This is a genomic window from Paraburkholderia sp. BR10882 (assembly GCF_040948855.1).
In the GTDB taxonomy this organism is placed as follows: domain Bacteria; phylum Pseudomonadota; class Gammaproteobacteria; order Burkholderiales; family Burkholderiaceae; genus Paraburkholderia; species Paraburkholderia nodosa_A.
Window position 1 is genome coordinate 98,044 of sequence record NZ_JBFPKP010000012.1, and the last position, 18,631, is coordinate 116,674.

The 18,631-nt window shown below is 63.3% G+C and carries 19 protein-coding genes and 1 pseudogene; 14 read left to right on the forward strand and 6 right to left on the reverse strand.

What is annotated here, in order from left to right; translation table 11 throughout:
- Nucleotides 1–30: 30 nt before the first annotated feature.
- From AB3X99_RS27055 to AB3X99_RS27085, 7 genes are all read left to right on the forward strand, one after another.
- Nucleotides 31–1,191, forward strand: a complete 1,161-nt coding sequence (locus tag AB3X99_RS27055; RefSeq protein WP_368618646.1) for a pyridoxal-dependent decarboxylase, exosortase A system-associated — start codon at nt 31–33, stop codon at nt 1,189–1,191.
- 24 nt (nt 1,192–1,215) lie between these two features.
- A complete protein-coding gene (locus AB3X99_RS27060; RefSeq protein WP_368618647.1) occupies nt 1,216–2,328 on the forward strand; it encodes an acyl-CoA dehydrogenase family protein in 1,113 nt (370 codons plus the stop codon).
- Entirely contained in the window at nt 2,325–2,924 is a 600-nt protein-coding gene (locus AB3X99_RS27065; protein ID WP_368618648.1) for a GNAT family N-acetyltransferase, read from the forward strand. The genes AB3X99_RS27060 and AB3X99_RS27065 overlap by 4 nt, the downstream gene beginning before the upstream one ends.
- Nucleotides 2,921–3,982 carry a 3-oxoacyl-[acyl-carrier-protein] synthase III C-terminal domain-containing protein gene (locus AB3X99_RS27070; protein WP_368618649.1) on the forward strand — a complete coding sequence of 354 codons (1,062 nt, stop codon included), beginning with the start codon at nt 2,921–2,923 and terminating at the stop codon, nt 3,980–3,982. The genes AB3X99_RS27065 and AB3X99_RS27070 overlap by 4 nt, the downstream gene beginning before the upstream one ends.
- A complete protein-coding gene (locus tag AB3X99_RS27075) occupies nt 3,979–4,905 on the forward strand; it encodes a 3-oxoacyl-[acyl-carrier-protein] synthase III C-terminal domain-containing protein (RefSeq protein WP_069263690.1) in 927 nt (308 codons plus the stop codon). Before AB3X99_RS27070 ends, AB3X99_RS27075 begins: the two co-directional genes overlap by 4 nt.
- 354 nt (nt 4,906–5,259) lie before the next feature.
- Nucleotides 5,260–6,048, forward strand: coding sequence for a LuxR family transcriptional regulator (locus AB3X99_RS27080; RefSeq protein ID WP_368618650.1), 789 nt, complete (start codon nt 5,260–5,262; stop codon nt 6,046–6,048).
- 204 nt (nt 6,049–6,252) lie between these two features.
- Nucleotides 6,253–7,053, forward strand: coding sequence for an acyl-homoserine-lactone synthase (locus tag AB3X99_RS27085; protein ID WP_083245194.1), 801 nt, complete (start codon nt 6,253–6,255; stop codon nt 7,051–7,053).
- Here the strand turns inward: AB3X99_RS27085 and AB3X99_RS27090 are convergent.
- A complete protein-coding gene (locus AB3X99_RS27090; RefSeq protein ID WP_368618651.1) occupies nt 7,026–7,697 on the reverse strand; it encodes a hypothetical protein in 672 nt (223 codons plus the stop codon). The two genes, AB3X99_RS27085 and AB3X99_RS27090, sit on opposite strands and share 28 nt — an antisense overlap.
- 226 nt (nt 7,698–7,923) lie before the next feature.
- Between AB3X99_RS27090 and AB3X99_RS27095 the strand changes: the two genes are divergently transcribed.
- From AB3X99_RS27095 to AB3X99_RS27105, 3 genes are read left to right on the forward strand one after another with little or no spacing between them, the layout of a single operon-like run.
- Nucleotides 7,924–8,523 carry a porin gene (locus AB3X99_RS27095; RefSeq protein ID WP_256094622.1) on the forward strand — a complete coding sequence of 200 codons (600 nt, stop codon included), beginning with the start codon at nt 7,924–7,926 and terminating at the stop codon, nt 8,521–8,523.
- On the forward strand, nt 8,405–8,749 hold the full coding sequence (locus AB3X99_RS27100; protein WP_256094621.1) for a porin: 345 nt from the start codon (nt 8,405–8,407) through the stop codon (nt 8,747–8,749). Before AB3X99_RS27095 ends, AB3X99_RS27100 begins: the two co-directional genes overlap by 119 nt.
- Nucleotides 8,750–8,759: 10 nt before the next feature.
- The gene (locus tag AB3X99_RS27105; protein WP_256094620.1) at nt 8,760–8,987 is read left to right on the forward strand and encodes a porin; all 228 of its coding nucleotides are present in this window, start codon (nt 8,760–8,762) and stop codon (nt 8,985–8,987) included.
- A 112-nt stretch (nt 8,988–9,099) separates the two neighbouring features.
- Here the strand turns inward: AB3X99_RS27105 and AB3X99_RS27110 are convergent, their stop codons facing one another.
- A complete protein-coding gene (locus AB3X99_RS27110; protein WP_069263688.1) occupies nt 9,100–9,549 on the reverse strand; it encodes a hypothetical protein in 450 nt (149 codons plus the stop codon).
- A 910-nt stretch (nt 9,550–10,459) separates the two neighbouring features.
- Here AB3X99_RS27110 and AB3X99_RS27115 point away from each other — a divergent pair.
- Both AB3X99_RS27115 and AB3X99_RS27120 read left to right on the forward strand, forming a co-directional pair.
- Nucleotides 10,460–11,293 (forward strand): DUF932 domain-containing protein, encoded by an 834-nt coding sequence (locus AB3X99_RS27115; RefSeq protein ID WP_368618708.1) that lies wholly within the window; start codon nt 10,460–10,462, stop codon nt 11,291–11,293.
- A gap of 200 nt (nt 11,294–11,493) precedes the next feature.
- Nucleotides 11,494–11,664 carry a hypothetical protein gene (locus tag AB3X99_RS27120; RefSeq protein ID WP_368618652.1) on the forward strand — a complete coding sequence of 57 codons (171 nt, stop codon included), beginning with the start codon at nt 11,494–11,496 and terminating at the stop codon, nt 11,662–11,664.
- Nucleotides 11,665–12,311: 647 nt separating this feature from the next.
- Here AB3X99_RS27120 and AB3X99_RS27125 read toward each other — a convergent pair.
- From AB3X99_RS27125 to AB3X99_RS27135, 3 genes are read right to left on the reverse strand one after another with little or no spacing between them, the layout of a single operon-like run.
- Entirely contained in the window at nt 12,312–13,037 is a 726-nt protein-coding gene (locus AB3X99_RS27125) for a hypothetical protein (protein ID WP_368618653.1), read from the reverse strand.
- Nucleotides 13,030–13,722, reverse strand: coding sequence for a P-loop NTPase (locus AB3X99_RS27130; protein WP_069263679.1), 693 nt, complete (start codon nt 13,720–13,722; stop codon nt 13,030–13,032). Before AB3X99_RS27130 ends, AB3X99_RS27125 begins: the two co-directional genes overlap by 8 nt.
- 9 nt (nt 13,723–13,731) lie before the next feature.
- A complete protein-coding gene (locus AB3X99_RS27135) occupies nt 13,732–14,217 on the reverse strand; it encodes a hypothetical protein (RefSeq protein ID WP_256094619.1) in 486 nt (161 codons plus the stop codon).
- Nucleotides 14,218–15,475: 1,258 nt separating this feature from the next.
- On the opposite strand from AB3X99_RS27135, the pseudogene AB3X99_RS27140 reads away from it, so the two are divergent.
- Nucleotides 15,476–16,134: pseudogene (locus tag AB3X99_RS27140) on the forward strand (methyl-accepting chemotaxis protein); the annotation flags it as partial.
- A 571-nt stretch (nt 16,135–16,705) separates the two neighbouring features.
- The gene (locus AB3X99_RS27145) at nt 16,706–17,125 is read left to right on the forward strand and encodes a DUF2322 family protein (protein ID WP_083245219.1); all 420 of its coding nucleotides are present in this window, start codon (nt 16,706–16,708) and stop codon (nt 17,123–17,125) included.
- A 49-nt stretch (nt 17,126–17,174) separates the two neighbouring features.
- Here the strand turns inward: AB3X99_RS27145 and AB3X99_RS27150 are convergent, their stop codons facing one another.
- The gene (locus AB3X99_RS27150; protein WP_368618654.1) at nt 17,175–18,614 is read right to left on the reverse strand and encodes an MFS transporter; all 1,440 of its coding nucleotides are present in this window, start codon (nt 18,612–18,614) and stop codon (nt 17,175–17,177) included.
- Nucleotides 18,615–18,631: the final 17 nt, after the last annotated feature.

Genomic DNA, 18,631 nt, shown 5'->3' on the forward strand with positions numbered 1-18,631 from the left:
CGACGGCCTCCCGGGATGCAGTTCGGTGACATGGATGTCAGACAGCTGGCCGATCGCGCCGGGAGCACACCTTTTTTTGCGTACGACCGCTGCGCAATCGACGCCCGCATCCGGGAAGTGCGCAACCTGCTGCCCTGCGGCGTATCCCTGCACTATTCGATCAAGGCGAATCCGATGCCCGCCGTGGTTCACTGCCTCGCCGCGCGGGTCGACGGCTTCGATGTCGCCTCGGCACAGGAGATGGCCCTCGCGCTCGATGCGGGCGCGAGGCCGGCCGCAATCGGCTTCGCCGGGCCAGGCAAGTCGCATGACGACCTGCGGCGCGCCGTCGCCTGCGGCGTGAACGTGCACGTGGAATCGGAAACCCAGTTGCGGCTCGTCACCGCACTCGGCTGGGAGCTCGGCGTGCAGCCCAGCGTGGCCATCCGCGTCAACCCCGACTTCCAGGTCGGACAAAGCGGCATGCGCATGGGCGGCGGTGCAGCGCCGTTCGGCGTCGATGTTGACCAGGTGCCCGCGCTGCTGCATGAACTCCAGGCGCGGGAGGTTGCACTCGCCGGCTTTCACATCTTCTGGGGCTCGCAGTGTCTGCACGCAGCAACGGTCATCGAAGCCCAGCGACACAGCGTTGAGCTCGTCCTGCGGCTGGCGGGCGGGTTGACCAAACCACCGCAGTTCGTGAACCTTGGCGGCGGCTTCGGCATCCCTTACTTCCCGGGCGAAACATCGCTCGATATCAAGGCGGTCTGCGAGGCGATGCACGACTGGCTGCCACAGCTGTACGAGCATCTGCCTGGAGTCACGCCCATCCTGGAACTCGGGCGCTACCTGGTCGGGGAAGCGGGCATCTACGTGTGCCGCGTGATCGACCACAAGATCTCGCGCGGCAGAACGTTCGTCATCACAGATGGCGGGCTGCACCATCACCTCGCGGCCTCCGGCAACTTCGGTCAGATCCTTCGCCGTAACTTTCCGGTCGTCATCGGAAATCGCCCCGACGGTGCGACACGCAAACGCTGCCACGTGGTGGGCTGCCTGTGCACGCCGCTCGACCGTCTGGCGGACGACATTGAACTTCCCGAAGTCCACATCGGCGATTTCGTCGTGGTGAAACAGTCCGGCGCATATGGACGCTCAGCGAGTCCGCTGCATTTCCTGAGTCACCCCGAACCCGTCGAAATACTCGTATGACGCTACGAGACATGGAGAAACAGCATGCCATCGCGTGAATCCATCACGGCGGGTCTCACACCCGCGTCGTGGGCCCTCGACGACGATCAGTGCGGGTTGCGTGCGGCCGCACGCCAGTTTGCGCACGAACGCCTCGAGCCACTGTTCGGGCAACAGCCAGAGCCTTGCCGGTGGAACGAAACGGTCAGGCTCGCCGCGACGCTCGACCTCGCGACCATGATCCTGCCGCAGGAGATGGGCGGCATGGAAGTCAGCCAGCACGACCTGTCACTCGTCATTGAACAGTTCGCAGCCGGTCCGCTGGAGCGCGCCGCCGAGCTCACCCTTAGCAGCCCCGCGCTGATGACACTGCGCAAGTCCCATGCATTGGATCGGCTACCTCATCGGGATATCCGGCACTACCTTGACGGCACGATATCGATCGCACTGGGTATCCCTGACGTCGATGCGTCGAGCCTCTGGGTATTGCGTCACCACCCCGTCTCGCCGGTCATGATGATCCGTATGGACGACGAGGGGCCGCGGCTCTGCCTCGCCACGCTGCCTGCCGGGCAGCATAGCCATGGGGTTGCGCCTGTTGCCGTACTCGGTGCGCTGTCCATCGAGCGGTACCCAGCCCGGCCTGCAGGTGATACCCCGATCCTGGTGGCGCCCTGGGGCGTGAACCCGGGCGGTGATCCGGCAAGACAGTGGCTCATCGACACCGCCATCTACCTCTGCACGCTGCTTTGCGGCGCCGTGCAGCAGAGCGTGAACTTCGCCCTTGCCTACAGCGTGACCCGACAGACGTTCCGCAAGCCAATCATCGCCCATCAGCTTGTCGCGGCCCGCCTCGCCGACATGCTCGTGTCCGCACACACCGCCCATCTCTTTCTCCGGTCAGTGACAACGCAGGATATGCGCGCGCAGACCGCGCTCGTGCCACAGATGGCTCGCCACGTGTGCGCGGAAGCCATGGATGTTGTGCGAGAGCTTGTCCAGCTGTGCGGCGGCCACGGCTTTGTGGAAGGTCTGCCACCTGCGGCACGGTTCCAGACGATGCACTGGTTTGCGGCGCTGCTAATGAAGGTCGAGGCTGCGCTGCGCAATTTCACCGCATCTGGCCCGGGCCATTTGCCAGCGGGAGTTTCCCGGTGAGCAGCGAAGTGCCGGCCTCGCACGGACTTGAAGGCGCCGACCAGACCGGCACACACTTCGGTGCTTGCTGGCTTCGTGAACCTGACAGCGACGACGTGAACGATGTCGCAACCTGGCTCGCCGAACCGGAAATCAACCAGTGGTTTGATTTTGGGCAGGGCCGCCAGACGCTTCCCGTGCTGACCGTACGGCTCATGATGCAAAGTGAGCGGCACCGCCTGCGTGTGTTCGGGCCGGGCGGCCATCAAGCGGCAAGTGGCCTTGTGGCGCTCAGCGATCTGGCACCTGCCTTTGGCACAGGCTCGTTCTGGGTGCTGCGGGACAGCCGGCGGCCCGCTTGTCGCGACATGACGTTTCTCGCCTCGATCGGGCTGCTGCGCGAAGCATTCGACACGGACCGGCTGCACTGCGTCACGGCGTGGGCCGTGGAATGCAACGTGCGCTCGCGGCGCCTGCTCGAGCGCATCGGCTTTCAGCCAATCGGGCTGCAGCGGGATTGCCACGTTGTGCATGGTTCACGGTTTGGGCGTGTCCTCCATGATCTGCTGCCCGCCGATCTCGCCAGCGGTCCCGTCCCACCTGGGGGTGATGCATGAACCTGCCAGTCATCACCGCGGTTACGGCGTGGGTGCCAGAGGCCATACCGCTGGCGCAATGGACGATGATGGAGTCAGCACTGCATGCAAGCGGGCATGCCGGGTGGGACGCCTGGGTGAGATCCTGGCATCCCGACCACGCACACTGGCTGGAGGCATCACCGGGTGAGCAAATCGCTGGTACGTGCCTTGCCAATCCCGGTCTGGCAGCGCCGGACATGACCTGTATGGTGCCGGTCGAAACCGGTACCGACCTTTCCGGGCTCGCCGCAAAAGTGGCGAAGGCGATCGGTGCCGCACGTGCGTGGGACGCACGTCCGGTCGACGTCGTGATGTTCTGCCACAGCAGTCTGGATGAACACGTTTCGACCACGATTGCCGGACGGCTGCGCGCGGAAATCGGCACCCCGTGCCTTGCCTTTTCCGTGTCCCAGCAGCACGGCGTGACACCCTTCACTGCATTGCGGCTTGCGGCTGACCTGATCGTCGCTGAACCGGAGGTGCACACGATACTGATCGTCGCGGCGGAAAAGTGGTGTCCACCGTTTTCCAGAATATGCGGAGCTGACATCGTGCACGGCGATGCCGCTGCTGCACTCCTCGTGGAGAGAACCCGCCACGAAACCGCGGGCTTGCAGCTACTCGACGCTGCAACCCGGCACGTTCCCGCTCACATCAGGCGCCCTGCGGCAGGCGCCGCCGATGCGCTGGCGTCCACCCTGCTGTCGATGATCGATTGCCTCCTCGCGCAACACGGCCTTCACCGCGATGAAATCGACACGGTTGTGGGGCACCCGGCAATCTCATCGCTCACGACCGCAGTCTGCGAGCGGCTCGGCCGGCCGGGGACCGAAGCACCCCATCAGGATTGCGTTCATCTCGGCGCAGCCGAATCTTTCGCACGCCTTGCACAGGCATTGAGGCATGCGAACCACTGCTGCACGCACCGCATATTGCTGTGGGGCTACGGGATGGGGGGGTTTGTGGGCACAGCGTTGCTGAAGGCGCACAGCGCACCGACTCTCCATCAGCAGGACGACATCCGGTGCGTGCCATGATCCCCGATCTCGGCATACCGCACGTCGCCTTTCATCTTCCCGATCGCGTCGACGAAGTCCGCAGCTGGGCAAAGCGGACCCGGCAGAAAACCGCGACCGCGCGGAACCTGGAGCACGCGGGGATGCGCCACTTCCGCAACGCGGATGGGCAAACCGCAATCGGGCTCGCCGCCAGTGCAATCCAGCGGCTCCTGCTCGCCTCCGGCGCCGCACCCGAGACAGTGGACGGCCTCGTCTACGTGCACACGCTTCAGGGCAGCATTGCGCCGCCGCCGCAGTCCCTGCCTGGCCTGCTCTGTGACCGGTTCGGTTTCGCCAACGCCGACGCCTTCTCGTTCGCGCAGCAGCATTGTGCATCCGCCCTTGGCGCACTGCGTATCATCCGCGCGATGTTCATCGCCCGCCCGCATATGGAGCGGGTGCTGCTTGTCGGCGCCGATGCGATGCCAATCGAGTCGGAAAGGTTAATGCAGGACGAGGGGATTCTCGGTGATGGTGCCTTTGCTGCATTCATCGAGCGCGGCGGTGTGGCGAACCGACTGCTTGCGATCGCGACACATGCCAGCGGCCTGGGATGGCCAGGCGTGCTGGCAAACAACGATCCCCGTCTGGCCGCGCAGTCCTTCCTTACGGCACGCAAGCTGATCCGTCATGTGCTCCAGCAGGCGCACCGGTCACTGGACGATATCCAGCTTGTCCTGCCCCACCATCTGGATCTGCCTGCGTGGTATCGCCTGCTCGATTCGCTTCGGATCCCGCGCAACCGCTTGTTCGCGCAGAATTTCAGCCGGATCGGTCACGTCACCGTCAGCGATGCGTTCATCAATCTCGCGCAGTGCGATGGGCTGGTTCCCGGCAGGCCGCTCCTGCTCTTTGCACGGGGCGTGGGCGGGTTTTCCGCAGCGGCACTCCTGTGCCCCTGAGGTCACCGTGAGTCTGACTGCGAGGGCAACAGCAGGCCTTGCACGTAGCCGCCGCCGCAACGCAACGGGGAAGGTCCCCTGGAACGAAGCGCCGATCACGATCGACGTCATTGCCCGTGGAATTTTTAACTGGCTGACTATAATATGTACGAAACGGTTAACGGTAACATCTGCGGATGCTGCCCGGTTAGCCGCGCCGGATGCCGCATCCCGGCTATCGTATGCGGACCTCTGACTGGACCCTCCCTCCCGGAAACGCACGTCGGATGAACCGCGCTGTCGTTGTGCGGCGGTTTCGTTCTCATGTCGCGCCTGGTGTTCCGGACTCCGTGGGGCGGCGCCGAGGTAGCAAACATGAAACGTCTCTCCCGACGCCGCTCGAACGGGCTCGCACGTCATCCCGTCGCAACGCCTGACCGCGCTCAGGCTGCCACGCCTGCACCGTTGATGTGTCTGGCATATGCCGCCGACATACCCACCCTCGTCGACTCCTTCGGCAACGCGGTCGATACGCTCGGATTCCCCTATTACGTCATCAGCCGCGTTGCCCGAAGCCGTTCAGCCTGTCACCAGCGAACCGCACTCGAGATGGTGCACGCCCACTACCCCGACGAATGGGTCCGTCACTACCAGCGCCGCGACTACGCGTCCACCGATCCCGTGCACCGGGCCGCCTTTACCCACTCGGCCCCCTACCGGTGGCATGACATCATCGGTCTGAGCAAGGCCGAGCGCCGTGTGCTCGACGAAGCACGGGAGGCCGGACTGGCCGGCGGACTCAGCATTCCCGTTCACCAGCCCGGCGGCAGCATTCTGGTGTTCAACCTCTCGGGGCCCCTGCACTGCGTGAACGACGTGGCTAACTCGCGGCTGGCGTACCTTGCCAGCACACAGTTTCACTTCGAACTGCATCGACTCACGCTCAGGCCATCAATCAAGGCATCGCACTTCCTGACACCGCGTCAGCGTGAATGCCTGACCTGGGTTGCACGCGGAAAAACCTCGGCTGAAATCGCCACCATTCTTGGCATCTCTCACTACACCGTGAACTACCACCTCGAAGAAGCGATGAAAGCCCTCAACTGCTACGGCAGGACGGCCGCCGCCGTCAATGCCACCGTGCAGGGGCTCGTAGAGCCCTGAGCTGTCCCTTCACCCGGCACAACCACACAGACGACCCCTCGCCGCGCATATGCGACGAGGGCCACCGGCACTTGCCTGCCCGCGCGCCGGCCACTGCACCCTCCCAAAGTTCCGGGTTTCAGAACCGCCGACCCGCTGATAGCTTCGCGTTCAACGCTCAACGGCCAAAGCCCAACGCCCAATGCCCAATGCCAGGAGGAAACCGTGCCATATATCGTTGCGGGCAGACTCGACGACCTGCCACCCCATATTCGTCGCCGCCTCGGAACCTTCCGCCACCGAGTCTTCGTGCAGCGCCTGCACTGGGAAATACCTGGCGTGGCCCACGACGCCACGAGCGAGTGGGATAATTTCGATGGAAACCCTACGCTGCATCTGGTCGCATTCTCGCCAGACGGCGAAGTCTGTGGATGCGCCCGACTGATGCCCACCACAGGACCTTACCTGCTCCGTGACGTCTTCCCGGAACTGGCACGCCCGGGCGATATCCTGCCATCTTCATCCTCGATATGGGAGATGTCGCGCTTTGCGGGATCCGGGCTGCCGGACCACCGCACCGGCTCGACCTCAGGCATGTCGTTGTTTCCCTTCGTCATCTCGCTCGCCCTCTCATGTGGCGCGACACGCGTGATCGGCGTCGTCTCGCACGCCGTTGCGCGCCTGTACCGCCGCTTCGGCCTCGAGCTGCACAATATCGGCAGAGAAGCGCCCCGGGGCCATGCCGACGTCGTTGCGTGTGCAATCGATCTGGATTCTGCTACGTTTCAGAAACTCCAGTGCGATCCCGACACGCTGCAGAACTCAATCATCCGCTTCGGACAGTTCCCACTCCCCGCTGCTGACGCCCCGGGTTTTCCAGATGCGTCTGAAACAGCGCGTGTGCGCCCTGCAGAGGTCACGACCGAAGCGCCCACCCTGGTTTGCGACAATGGCGCAGGGCGCACGCAAGGTTTAATCCAGATGACTGCCTCTTCACATCAGCGCATCATCGCCGGCCGACTGTGATGCCGGTTGTCGGCCTCCTTCATCCAGTCCGGCCGGATCGCAGACGCATAGGCCTGGGCACTGCGTGAGGCCTCGCCATTCGGTTGCGAGCTCAGGCCCAGCCGCTCATCGATCGCGTGCGCGACGGTCGCTGACTTCGGGGGATGATCGTGATCGCAGTCTGCCCAGAACACGCACATCGCATCGAACAGCACTGACAGTATTGACGTCACATAGGGCAGTCGCACTGCGATGCCATGGTCCGACCGCCCGCTACCTGACTCGCCGGACGGCATCCGGAACGCTTCGGCCGGCATCATGATCCGCAGGCAATCCAGTTCGCGCTGCAGGCGGTCCTCAACCCGGTAGTGCACGGTCGCCGAATGCGCAAGCGCCTTGCGCAACTCACCGAGCTGCCGGTCCCTGATCTCCATACATCGGGTCAGCCGACGGACTTCGGTTTCGGCACGCTGCAATCGCGGGTCTGGATCTGCCAGGGGAGATGGCGCCAGGGGAGCGCTGTTGCCGCCGCCCGCCGTCGATGGATCGAGTTCTTTCATCATGTTCCCTGCCCCAATGTACGTGCGGGTGTCGATCCAGCCCCGTGTTTTCCCGCGATACCGCGACGCGTCAGGCATCGGGTGACTCCCCCACAGTTCGCTCATGACGGCTCCCCGCGGCGACCTGTTTCGGAATCGGATCATGTCTCCTTTTTCGTTTTTCCCAGACAATCCATCAACTGCCAAATGACGTAGGGTCCCTCCTGGCGCCCCAGGATCGTTTCATGTGTGAGACTTCGCACCGGATATGCTGGTGATTCGGAGATCCCGGGATGCATCAAGGCACATAGCACCAGGGGTATAGAGTTGGGTAAGCGGAACTCAATCGAGGTTGTCGTTCATTTTCGGCGGCAGGTTCGGACGTCGCGCAAGCGCACGACGCCGTGAACGAACTGGTTTCCAAGGACTTCGGCATCACGTCGGGTGGCGTGCTCAGGCGCAAACGTCGGTCACGCTTTACGGCGTCATCGATAACGGCATCGAATATCAGAACGGTGGTTCAGGCGGCGTGGTGCGAACGTCATCAGGTGGCATGTTCGCGACCGTCTATGGACTCATCGGTCACGAGGACATAGGCGGTGGCGTCCACGTTAACTTCCAGCTGGAACAGGGCTTTTCCGCAGTGAACGGCGCCGCGCAAGTCGCGGGCTACGCGTTCAATCGCCTCGCGTGGGTTGGCATGTCGGGCAGCTTCGGCGAATTTCGGATCGGGCGGCAGAAGAAGCCGCAGTATCTGTTTATCGACGGCGAAACTCGATCCGCCTGCGGGCAAATCGATCGCTTCGTCGTGCAGCGATCTCTCCGACGTCAGCGTGCGCTCGAACAATGCAATCGCCTATTTCACGCCGACCTATCGCGGCCTTCCCGTGCAATTCATGGTCGGCATGCGCGATGCGACCACCAAACCTTCCAACGGTCTTCAGTTCTATAACGCGGTGTTCAAGTACATCAACGGCCCGTGGCACCTCGCCGCAGGTTACGAGCAGCAGGACAATGCGACAGGCACCTCGACGCAGAAGGTGTTCACGGTCGCGACGTCGCTGCGGCTGAGCGCTGCACGCTTCTATCTCGTCTACCATACGGAAACGCGGTCCGACCATAGCCAGAACGTGGCGATGTACACGGCGTCGGCATCGTCTGTTCAACCCGGCGAATGAAATCGCGGTGATGTACGGCAATTTGCATGACCGTAGCGGTAACGGCAACAACGCGCAGCAGATCGGCCTCGCCTATTCGTATTTCCTGTCGAAACGCTCGGGCATTTATGTGGCGGCCGGTCTGCTCGATAACCGAAATCGGACCGACTTCTCGCTGAACGGTGCGCAATACTCCGGTGTACCGGTCACGCCGGGTGCGACCGCTCGCGGCATCATCGGCATGACGCACAAGTTTTGAGTGCGGACTATTGATTTGCACGGCATCCTTATCACTTTTTCACCTAAAGTTTCCCCATCCGTGATGTGCCAGAACGTCAGTCTCATGCGTCGAGTCCTTCCTCTTCGTAGGTTCAGGTGAGTATCTCTGGGAGCGGGGCAGCCATCTGCACGTCATCACGATCGGCATCATCCTCGGACTGCAGCACGATGACCTGCCCGGCCCGTACGCTACCCGCGAGAGGTGCACGATGAACGGTATCAAGCGAGACACTACTGCGTTTGACCAGGAGCTCGATATTGCGCTGCTGGCGCACCGGGATAAAGTGTCGCTCCGGCGGCCTCACGCCTGCCAGGATGATCGCAGTGGCACCGATCGCTACGGTGTAAATGCCGCCACTCTCTGCCAGTCCGCTGCCGGCCACTGACCAAAGTCCCGCAGCTGTCGTGATACCACGCACGCACTTCGCCACGAAGGAGGATGGATCCCGCACCGGGAAAGCCGCTCCCCGACACGATGGAACAGGTACGACCTTCTTCTTGCCCAGCGCATCGGCAAAGCCAATTACCGACACCAGCATCATGAGCGCGGCATGCGACACAGACGAGCATGGGCGTACGTACTTCAGCCGCCCAGCCCAGTCTCTCACGCTCGAAGCCGGTCACACTGCCGGGCAGCGCCGCGATCAGCAGCCGTGACACAATTTCGAAGTTTCCAGTCATTTCCTGTCCCGATCGTTATCTCCTCAGCCAACAGGACGCGCACGGGAACTTGGGACATTTTTGTAACAGCGGTCCCGTTCACGGACGAACCGGTCGTCGCCCAGCGGCTCGCCTTTTCACTGGCCGCTACGGCGCCACGATCGAGCACCATAACAGCGTAACGCGCGGGTGCAACGCCATCACATGAAATGAGCTGCGGCTTGCGCTTGAGCGGTGACAGTTCCATCCGCAACACGTCTGACGGTGTGGCACGCCACGCATAACGTTCTGGCCGATGAAAAACGATGTGACAGGTCCCCTGCGCTGACGCTGCGCACCGGGCTTTCGCGCTTCGCGTCGAGCCGCGTGACGCGTCTCGCCCCCCGCGGGCGTCAACCCCCCACGCACAAACCTGAACCCCTTAACACCCCGGTCAGGTGGAGGCCGCTCACGGCCTCCACGATCGCGCTCGCCGCGCGGCGGCTCATCCCGGTCACACCCGACGCTTCTCATCCGCCAGTCACCTGGGTTCCCGCCCAACACGCGACCGTAGCCGGTGGCAGGCAGACATCAAGGGGCAAGGGACCGTGTTGCCCGCACCCCTCCCTCGCCTTTTTCCTTGACGTCTGCCTGCCACCGGCTCCTTCAGTCGCACGGGCGCGAACTCAGGAGACTGGCGGCAGCACAGCCAGCACCGGGTTCCACCGGGACAAGCCCACCCCCTACGGGACGGGCGGAATCTTGGAGCCCGGTCAGCACAACCCCCTCAACTCGTTCGCTGTGGAGAGTATCATGCAACTCGCTTCCTCCTTCCGTTACGGCTCGCCGATTCTCCGTTCCGATTCGCCCCTCCAGGACGACCAGATCCGCCGCGTCGCCCCTTCGATCTTCGCAGACAGCAAGCACGAAAGCCGCTCCGAACGCTACACCTGCATTCCGACCATTGACGTGCTGCGCGGCCTGCGCAAAGAAGGCTTCCACCCCTTCATGGTGTGCCAGACCCGCGTGCGCGACGAGGGCAAGCGCATGCACACGAAGCACATGCTCCGCCTTCGCCACGCCGACCAGATCGTCGGCGACGAAGCTAACGAAATCGTGCTGCTCAATTCACACGATGGCACAAGCAGCTATCAGATGCTCGCGGGCGTGCTGCGCTTTGTCTGCCAGAACGGCATGGTAGCCGGCGACAACGTGCGCGATATCCGCATCCCCCACAAGGGCAACATTGTGCGCAATGTCATCGACGGCGCGTTCGACGTGCTCGACGGCTTCGAGCTGATCCGCGAGCAGAAGGACGGCATGCGCGCCGTTGAACTGAACCGCGAAGAACAGCACGCGTTTGCACGCTCCGCACTCGCGCTGCGCTATGACCCGACCGACGCCGAAGCACCCGCTCCGGTGACGGAAAGCCAGTTGCTCGCTCCGCGCCGCTTCGAGGATCGTCATGACGACCTCTGGACGATCTTTAACCGCGTTCAGGAAAACTTGACCAGAGGCGGTCTGCACGGGCGCTCGCGCAGTGGCCGCTCTATGTCCACCCGGCCCATCACCGGCATCGACCAGAACGTGAAACTCAACCGCTCGCTGTGGATGCTCGCCGACGCCATGCGCCAGATGAAGGCGTAGCCACCTACGGGCGGCGTCCTGCGCCGCCCCCCTTGCATTCGTCCAGGATTCCTTTCCGGATGGCAGCCGAAGAGAGCTGCAGCGTCGATTACATCGCCGCACTCTTTTCCACCTCCCCGCTCACAGTCAAACGGCCCATGAAGCTCGCCAGCTGCGTTTCAGGCTGATCCAGGAGCGCCAGGGCGGCAAGCTGGTTGAGCGTGAAGGAACACATCCGGTTCGACCCGAGCCGCAGCCGCCTCGTACGCTTGATCGGCCTCGCAGCCTATGAAGCGGTGGGTGGGTACGTGCGACGCGACCTGCCAAGCGACGATAAAAACACCGGTTCCATTGCCGACGCCGAACTGTTGCCGCGTCTCGTCGCGCAGTAGCTCAACGCTGCCGCAGAGGAAGTGCGCGCCGAAGGGTGGAGCTGGATCAGAAACACGTGCGAGGCGCGATTTTCCGGAACTGGACCGCTACTGCAGCTTGCGCCCGATACAGCCCCCGTACACCGACGACGTGCGGCAGCAGACGGACGCCCTCACTGCGAGCAGGACTCACTGGCGGATAAGCTGGTGGCGCTCCCGGAGGACCACAGTAACGCCTGGGAAGAAAGCGACCGGTTCAACGACAAAATCGGGCACGTCAATGCGGCCCTCATCGCGCTCGACAGCGCCGCAGCGGCATGGACTCGCAGCAGATGGCCGAGGCGGGCGCATTCGTGATCCTCGGGCCCAAGGCCATCTCGTCATTGCCCGCAGGCTCGATCGCGCGCCGCACGACCAGCGCCGGACTCGACGCGAATGGTGGCAACGTCACCGGTTTTTCCGAAGGCGAAGCCGCGCAGTCACTGTCGTCGGCGACCCCGAAGATCACACCGGTCCACAGAGGTGTCGCAAGCCAGCAGCTCGCCGGCGTTGCCGCGAGCACACGCGGCGTGGACACCGTTGAGACCTGGCATGCCGACGGGCTGGAGCACCACGACACAGCAGTTTGGCCCGCCTGGGCCGCGTGGGCCGCAGACGTGCTTCGCGATTTACCGCGCCGCGGTCGAGGACGATACCATCGAGGTATGGTTCGTGCGCCCGAACGACGACGATCGCCCTGCCGCCCCCCAATGGGCACAGGCCCACCAACCGACCACGCCGCCGGCGCCCGCCGCCGGCAGTATCACAAGCAGTCCGCACGCCAACAGCCCGTAGCACGCTCGCATCAGCCGCCGCATGATGGACTGCTCGAACGATGTGAGCGCCGCATCGAGCCGTTGCCGCTGTTCACGCGCTGTCACCAGCATCGCCCCTACGAGCCGGTTTCCGGCAACACGCGCGATGCGGCTCGCCGCCCGTTGTGTGAGCGCCGCCAGTGCTTCGTCGTTTAGCGCCGCAAGCGCCGCCCGGTAGCGCATCTCGTGCTCGGTGGTCATTTTCTCCGCCAGCCTGATCGTCTCCTTGCAACGCGTGAGCGCGTCGCGATGCTGCATCATCAGAGCCTGTGTCGCCGCGTGCGCCTCTGCCCGCACCGTATCGACGCCGCCCGCGCCTGCCGCCCGGATGCGCTCAGGCATCGCTTCATAAAGTCGCAAGTAGTATTCGAGTACCGCCAGCACCGACCAGAGGGCATCGTTGTCACGCAGATTCAGCGCCGTCGACACACGGCGCATGCGCAGCAGGCTCCCGTCGTCGGGTGGCTCGCCGCTTACTTCGAGAAAAAGCCGTGCGAGCGGATCTGGCGAGCCGGCACGCTGCGAGCGCCGCTCACGCATCGCCCGTCACCTGCGTGAACATCGCGTCGTAGCATGCTCGCCAGCGCAGCAGTTCCGCGCGCTGGCCGATGGGCAGCGTCTCGACCGCCTTGCGTACCGACAGACGCTGGCTGCGCAGGTCATCGGCGACCCGGTCGGCAAGTTCCGGAAAATCAAGTGACCGGCCTTTTGCCTCAACGCTTTTGCGCAGCTTCGAATCCTGATAGAGCACGAAGCGCTCGGGCGTGCCGTAGTAGCCGTTGCGCACGACATGCACCGTTGCATCCGGGAACGTCTCACTGAACTGTCGCAACAATTCGAGACTGTCGCGCTGCCGGTTGATGACCCAGAATACGACGAGCCGCCGTCCGAGTTCACCGAGCGTACTGCTGAGTGTCGCGCCGTACCGCGCGACGCCATCCTGGTTGCGTGCCGCCGTGCTGACCACCACGACGGCGTCCCGGTGCCCGTCACAGTAGTTCACGAAGTCGATCCACCCACCAGCTTTGTCCAGATCGAATGAAGCACAATCGATTTCCTCGTGAACCGCTCGCATCACGTCCGGGTTCGACGTATCGCTTTCCACCAGCACGGTATTCAACCCCCGGCGTTCCAGATGATCCACGAGCGCAAGCGCGACCACGCTCTTGCCGACACCGCCCTTACCACCTCCGACGAGATAGATGGGGTTGACTGTCGTGTCCATTGCCACTCCCTACAGATCGTCGGTGTCGGGCCGGATTGCAAATCCGAGCGCGCCCTGCACCGGCATGGGTTGTCTCGGTACGGCCTTTCCCCCTTGCTTGCGGGCCTGATTCGTGCGAGGCTCAGGATCCGGTGCGCGCGCCGTCGGTCCGCCTGTCTGTCCAGGCGCGCGCGCACCGTTGGCAGATACGCTTCCTTTCGCGGCCACGCGCAACGCGTAACGGATGGTGCTTGCAGTGATGTCGATGCCGTGCGGCTTTGCCTGCTCCGCAATCTGCTCCAGGGTGTAGCCCTTCGCCTGCGCCGCGCGCACACGTGCACGCATGTCCTTCATGGCATCGCTCATCGAGACCAGGCGTTCGGTCTCGGGCCTTTCAGGAAGCGCATCAAGTGCGCTGGCAAACGCTTCCCATTGCGACTTCGTATAAACCTTCGCGACAGGCATTAACATCCTCCTGCACACACCTTCACACACGCCGTTACGAATGATCTTCACACCATCCTGCGCACTGTAAGCGCACGCGTCAACCCCATCTTTTTGCGCGCGAGCCCATATCGGAACGCATGGGAAGCAATGGGAACCGCTGAGAACAATGCACTTTTTCGCACTGTCACACACTTGCAACACCCTCGCGCGACGCACCCCGGTTTGCTCCGGCCAAGTCAGGCTCTCTCCGCGCCCCATCGCCACGGATCACGCGCACACATCGATCGCGCATACACAACATAAGTGCATCGACACGGGAAGATCAGGAGACGCGAAAACGCAGCAGATCGAACACTGATGATGTCGGTCAATTCCATCGCGTGTTGCTCGCCAGCCAGCTTGCTACACACACCATCGAGGAAGTCCTGTGAACGTTCACTCGCGCGACATACGCACAACAGTACGCACGCTTCACGCAGGGCGTTGACCACTGAGCCGAAATCTTCGCGCACGGGTTGCGCGGCCCCTACGCATGGGCATACGCATTTCAATGACGGCCGAGAGTAGACCTCTGCACAGCGGCTTAGTCAGTCGCTTGTGCAGAATAGTGCAGGGCCTGAACAGGCGTACACGCGGTTGCAGAACGCTCCGCGCAAAACGTTGACGCCGAACGACAAATAGCGCACGGAAAATTCGGTATCGCAGGATAGGCTGTTGCCGGTTTGGGGCGCCTTGTACACCCGCAGGTACTCGGAGCGGGATGGCACTAGCTTTGCGCTTCGCAGCAAGTGCTCAAACGTAGACCGGGATCCCATCGCGAATCTCAGAAAGTGCAGCCGGGTGGTTCTACTTGAATGAAGGCGAGGTAATCGTCGAAATGAGTTGCGCGACTGCGAGGTGCGTTGCCTCCGGGATAGCCGAACTCCCGTATAGCCAACGGCGCCCACCGCATCGGATGCCTGTCATCCCGACGCATCCCGGACGCCTTCCGCCGGTGTGCGACCGGCTCAGGGTCGATGTGGCTCGCTGCGCCTTCAGTGCAGCGGACTTGCACCGCCCCCCGATCGCGCGACAGACTCAGAATTTATGACCGGCGGTGCAATTCATATGGGGGCGTTAGCTAGCGGCTCGCTTACATTGGCGCCCGACCTACAAAAAGCTTGATGTCTAGGGATAGTTCATGTCCGTTGCCGACGATATATACTCGCGCATGACCGGATCCGATGTTGACCATTCATTCGAGGCACATTTTGAATGACGCGCCATGGCGGCCCACATTGAAATGGGTAGAAAGATGGCGTCCACGGCGCGCGACGCGACTCTGGCAGGAAGCCACCTGGTTGCGGAAGTTGTTGAGACCATGAACGGCGTTAGCGATAGCGCGATCAAGATTGCCAAAATCACCAGCTTGATTGAAGGCATTGCATCTCAAACCAATATCCTCGCCTTGAACGCCGCAGTTGAGGCTGCACGTGCGGGCGAAAACGGCCGCGGATTCTCCGTGGTGGCCTCGGAAGTCCGCTCGCTGGCACGGCGCTCGAGCACGGCGGCAAAGGAGATCAAGGATCTGATTGGCACTTCTGTCGAGCGTGTGCGAACGGGTAACGAACTGGTTGTCAGTAACGGTAGTGCGATGGACCAAATCAGCGTGTCCATCCAGCGCGTGTGTGACATTGTCGATGAAATCGCCAATGCTTCGGAGGAGCAGAGTCGCGGCATCGAGCAAGTGAATCAGGCGATCCCAAAATGGACGGCGTTACCCGGCAGAATGCCGCGTTGGTCGAGCAAGCCGCGGCAGCCGCCATCTCTCTGGAAGACCAGGCGAGCAAGCTGCGCAAGATTGTGAAAGGCTTTACGACAGACCCACGCGACCTGGGCATGATGCCCGATGGCTCCGAATGCGCGCTTCGATATCCGCTGTTGGTCACGGCTGAAAATGCGGGTCGCGCGCGCGCCCTTCGGTGTCCAAAGGCGTGCGCCTCGTAGTACTTTCGAGCTACGTGACCGAAGGGTATGGACGCGCATGTCGCCCCCGCCTGAGAAGCCACGCTCATGCGCCCTCTCGCGAGCGGGTATGCAGGTTGCCTCGCTGCACCTGCCACAGCTGGGGGCGCTGCCCGCCATCAATTGCATCGGCTTCTCGCCGATCGAGGCCTACGCGACGCACCGCAGCCGGCTCCAAGCACATGCTCAGCGCCACTCCGCGCACGTGCTCCCCTGCATCCGCCTGGGTGGATCGGCGAGCGCCGCCGCGATGTCACAGGCGCGCGCCGCGCTCGCGAACTTTACTGCCTTCCTCACGGCGACCGTGCCCATCGTGCCACCCGTCATCGCGGCGCTCGAAGCCGATTCGGCGCACTCCGTGGCAACGAACGCGCTCGGGCTGCGCAATCCCTCGGTGGTGAGTTTCCTCGACGGCTGCGCGGTGTCGCTGCCGTGCGCGCCGCGCAGCAAGGCACCGTGGCTTGAGCGCGTCGGGGCTCGCCGAAAGCGACGCGCACGTGCTGGGCGTGGCCACCGCGATCGAAAGCGTGCTACAGAGCGCGAACGCCGCCTGATGCGCGGCGGTGCCCGCCCCGATCAGCTAAGATACGGCTCCACAAAAGCCATTTTTCCAACCAACGGAGTGTTTTCAGTGATTCAGGCAATTCAACCGGGCGCCGTCTTCAAGGACAATCTCGCACTGCTGCCGGGCATCGACGGCATCGAGCGCATCGATCTCGTGGACGCTCAGGGCAACATCGCCGCGAGCATCGAAAACAAGCCCGGCAAGCAGGGCTCACTCGCGGTCTACCACTATCTGCGCGAAGCTTTCGGCACGCTCGACTCCAACGCCGCCGAGCATGGCCTCGCCGTGTTCGCCGAGCACACCGCCGACGCGCGCAACCGTCCGGGCGCACACCCGAACGTCGATCGTCTGCTGGAAATCGCAGCAGGCGGCCCGACGCTGCGCATCGACGTGATCGCCGCAGCCTGAGCGTTGCCTTCGCAGGCGTGCCAGCCGGCGCGCCTCCTTCCCTGGCAACTCAAGCCGAAAGTTCTTCCAGCCGAACGCCATTCGTGCGCGGCCCGAATCTGCCGATCGAAATCATCACCGCGAGCATGCACACGGTGATGCCGGCGAACACACCGCTCACGCCAAAATCGCGCAGCAACGCGGCGATGATGAAACCCGACATCATCGCGCCCACGCGGCTCGCGGAATAAACGATGCCGTTAGCGCTGCACCGCACCGCAGTGGGGAAGAGCTCAGCCTGATAAGCGTGATAGCACACAGATATGGTCTGCCCCGCCAGACTGATAAGGACACCGAGCGAAATCAGCGCGAGCGGTCCGCGCGCCTGCGAGAACAGCAAGCCGAACACGATCACCGCAAAGGCCGAACCGACGATGAGCCACTTGCGCTCGATGCGATCGGCCACAAGCATCGCGAGCAGCGGCCCGCACGGCAGCGCAATGGCGATCACGACCGCATAGAGCAGGCTCTTGGTGACGGTCACGCCCTGCCCGATCAGGAGCGTGGGCACCCAGTTCGCGAAGCCGTAATAGCCCACGGCCTGGCACAGGTTGAACGCGATCAGCATGATGAGGCGCGCCCGATACGGCGGCTTCCAGAGTTCCGCGAGCGAAGCGCGCCGGTGCGCCGGCAGCACGAGCGTCGGCGAAGGCTCCGGCAAGGGCTTGCCGCTTTCGCGCACGGCGCGTTGCTCCATCTGCGCAATCACACGTTCAGCCGCCTCGGTTTGCCCGTGCGTGACGAGCCATCGCGGACTCTCCGGCACGGCGCGGCGCACAAACCACACGATCGCCGCACCGAGCGAACCGGCGAGCACGACCCAGCGCCAGCCGTCGAGACCGAGCGGCGCCTGCGGCACGAGCCACCACGACAGCAGCGCCGAAATGGGCGCCGCCGCAAACATGATCGCCTGATTCAGCGCCATGGCGCGGCCGCGCATCTGCTGCGGGACCAGCTCCGTGACATAGCTGTCGATGGTGACGATCTCGATGCCCACGCCGATGCCGGTGATGAAGCGCCACATGATCAGCCCCTGCGAGGTATGCTGAAACGCCATCGCCACCGAGCCCACCGAATACCAGAGCAGTGAGAAGGTGAAGACGCTTCGTCGTCCGAATCGGTCGGGCAACCAGCCGAAGCAGAAGGTGCCGACGAAAAGCCCCGCGAAGGTCGCGGCGACGAAGGCCCCGATGCCGTTGAAGCCGAAGAATGCATGCGTGGTGGTTTGCAGCATGCCGCTCTTTGCCATGCCTGGGGCGATATAGCCCGTGAAGATGAGATCGTAGACCTCGAAGAAGCCACCCAGCGAGATCAGCATGACCAGCATCCAGAGCTGGCGCGTGGCGGGCAGGCGGTCGAGCCGCGCGGAAAGCGCTGCCGCTGCGCGATTGCCTGTGGGTGGGGCCGTGACGGCGTCGAGCGGGGCGTCCGCGCCGAGGGTTCGTTGCATGCTTGTCTCCGTGACGA

Bases quoted from the DNA above. Each gene is read 5' to 3' on its own strand.
- AB3X99_RS27055 (WP_368618646.1), top strand. From the start codon at position 31: ATGGATGTCAGACAGCTGGCCGATCGCGCCGGGAGCACACCTTTTTTT.
- AB3X99_RS27060 (WP_368618647.1), top strand. From the start codon at position 1,216: ATGCCATCGCGTGAATCCATCACGGCGGGTCTCACACCCGCGTCGTGG.
- AB3X99_RS27070 (WP_368618649.1), top strand. From the start codon at position 2,921: ATGAACCTGCCAGTCATCACCGCGGTTACGGCGTGGGTGCCAGAGGCC.
- AB3X99_RS27075 (WP_069263690.1), top strand. From the start codon at position 3,979: ATGATCCCCGATCTCGGCATACCGCACGTCGCCTTTCATCTTCCCGAT.
- AB3X99_RS27080 (WP_368618650.1), top strand. From the start codon at position 5,260: ATGAAACGTCTCTCCCGACGCCGCTCGAACGGGCTCGCACGTCATCCC.
- AB3X99_RS27090 (WP_368618651.1), bottom strand. From the start codon at position 7,697: ATGAGCGAACTGTGGGGGAGTCACCCGATGCCTGACGCGTCGCGGTAT.
- AB3X99_RS27105 (WP_256094620.1), top strand. From the start codon at position 8,760: ATGTACGGCAATTTGCATGACCGTAGCGGTAACGGCAACAACGCGCAG.
- AB3X99_RS27110 (WP_069263688.1), bottom strand. From the start codon at position 9,549: ATGATGCTGGTGTCGGTAATTGGCTTTGCCGATGCGCTGGGCAAGAAG.
- AB3X99_RS27115 (WP_368618708.1), top strand. From the start codon at position 10,460: ATGCAACTCGCTTCCTCCTTCCGTTACGGCTCGCCGATTCTCCGTTCC.
- AB3X99_RS27125 (WP_368618653.1), bottom strand. From the start codon at position 13,037: ATGCGTGAGCGGCGCTCGCAGCGTGCCGGCTCGCCAGATCCGCTCGCA.
- AB3X99_RS27130 (WP_069263679.1), bottom strand. From the start codon at position 13,722: ATGGACACGACAGTCAACCCCATCTATCTCGTCGGAGGTGGTAAGGGC.
- AB3X99_RS27145 (WP_083245219.1), top strand. From the start codon at position 16,706: ATGCGCGGCGGTGCCCGCCCCGATCAGCTAAGATACGGCTCCACAAAA.
- AB3X99_RS27150 (WP_368618654.1), bottom strand. From the start codon at position 18,614: ATGCAACGAACCCTCGGCGCGGACGCCCCGCTCGACGCCGTCACGGCC.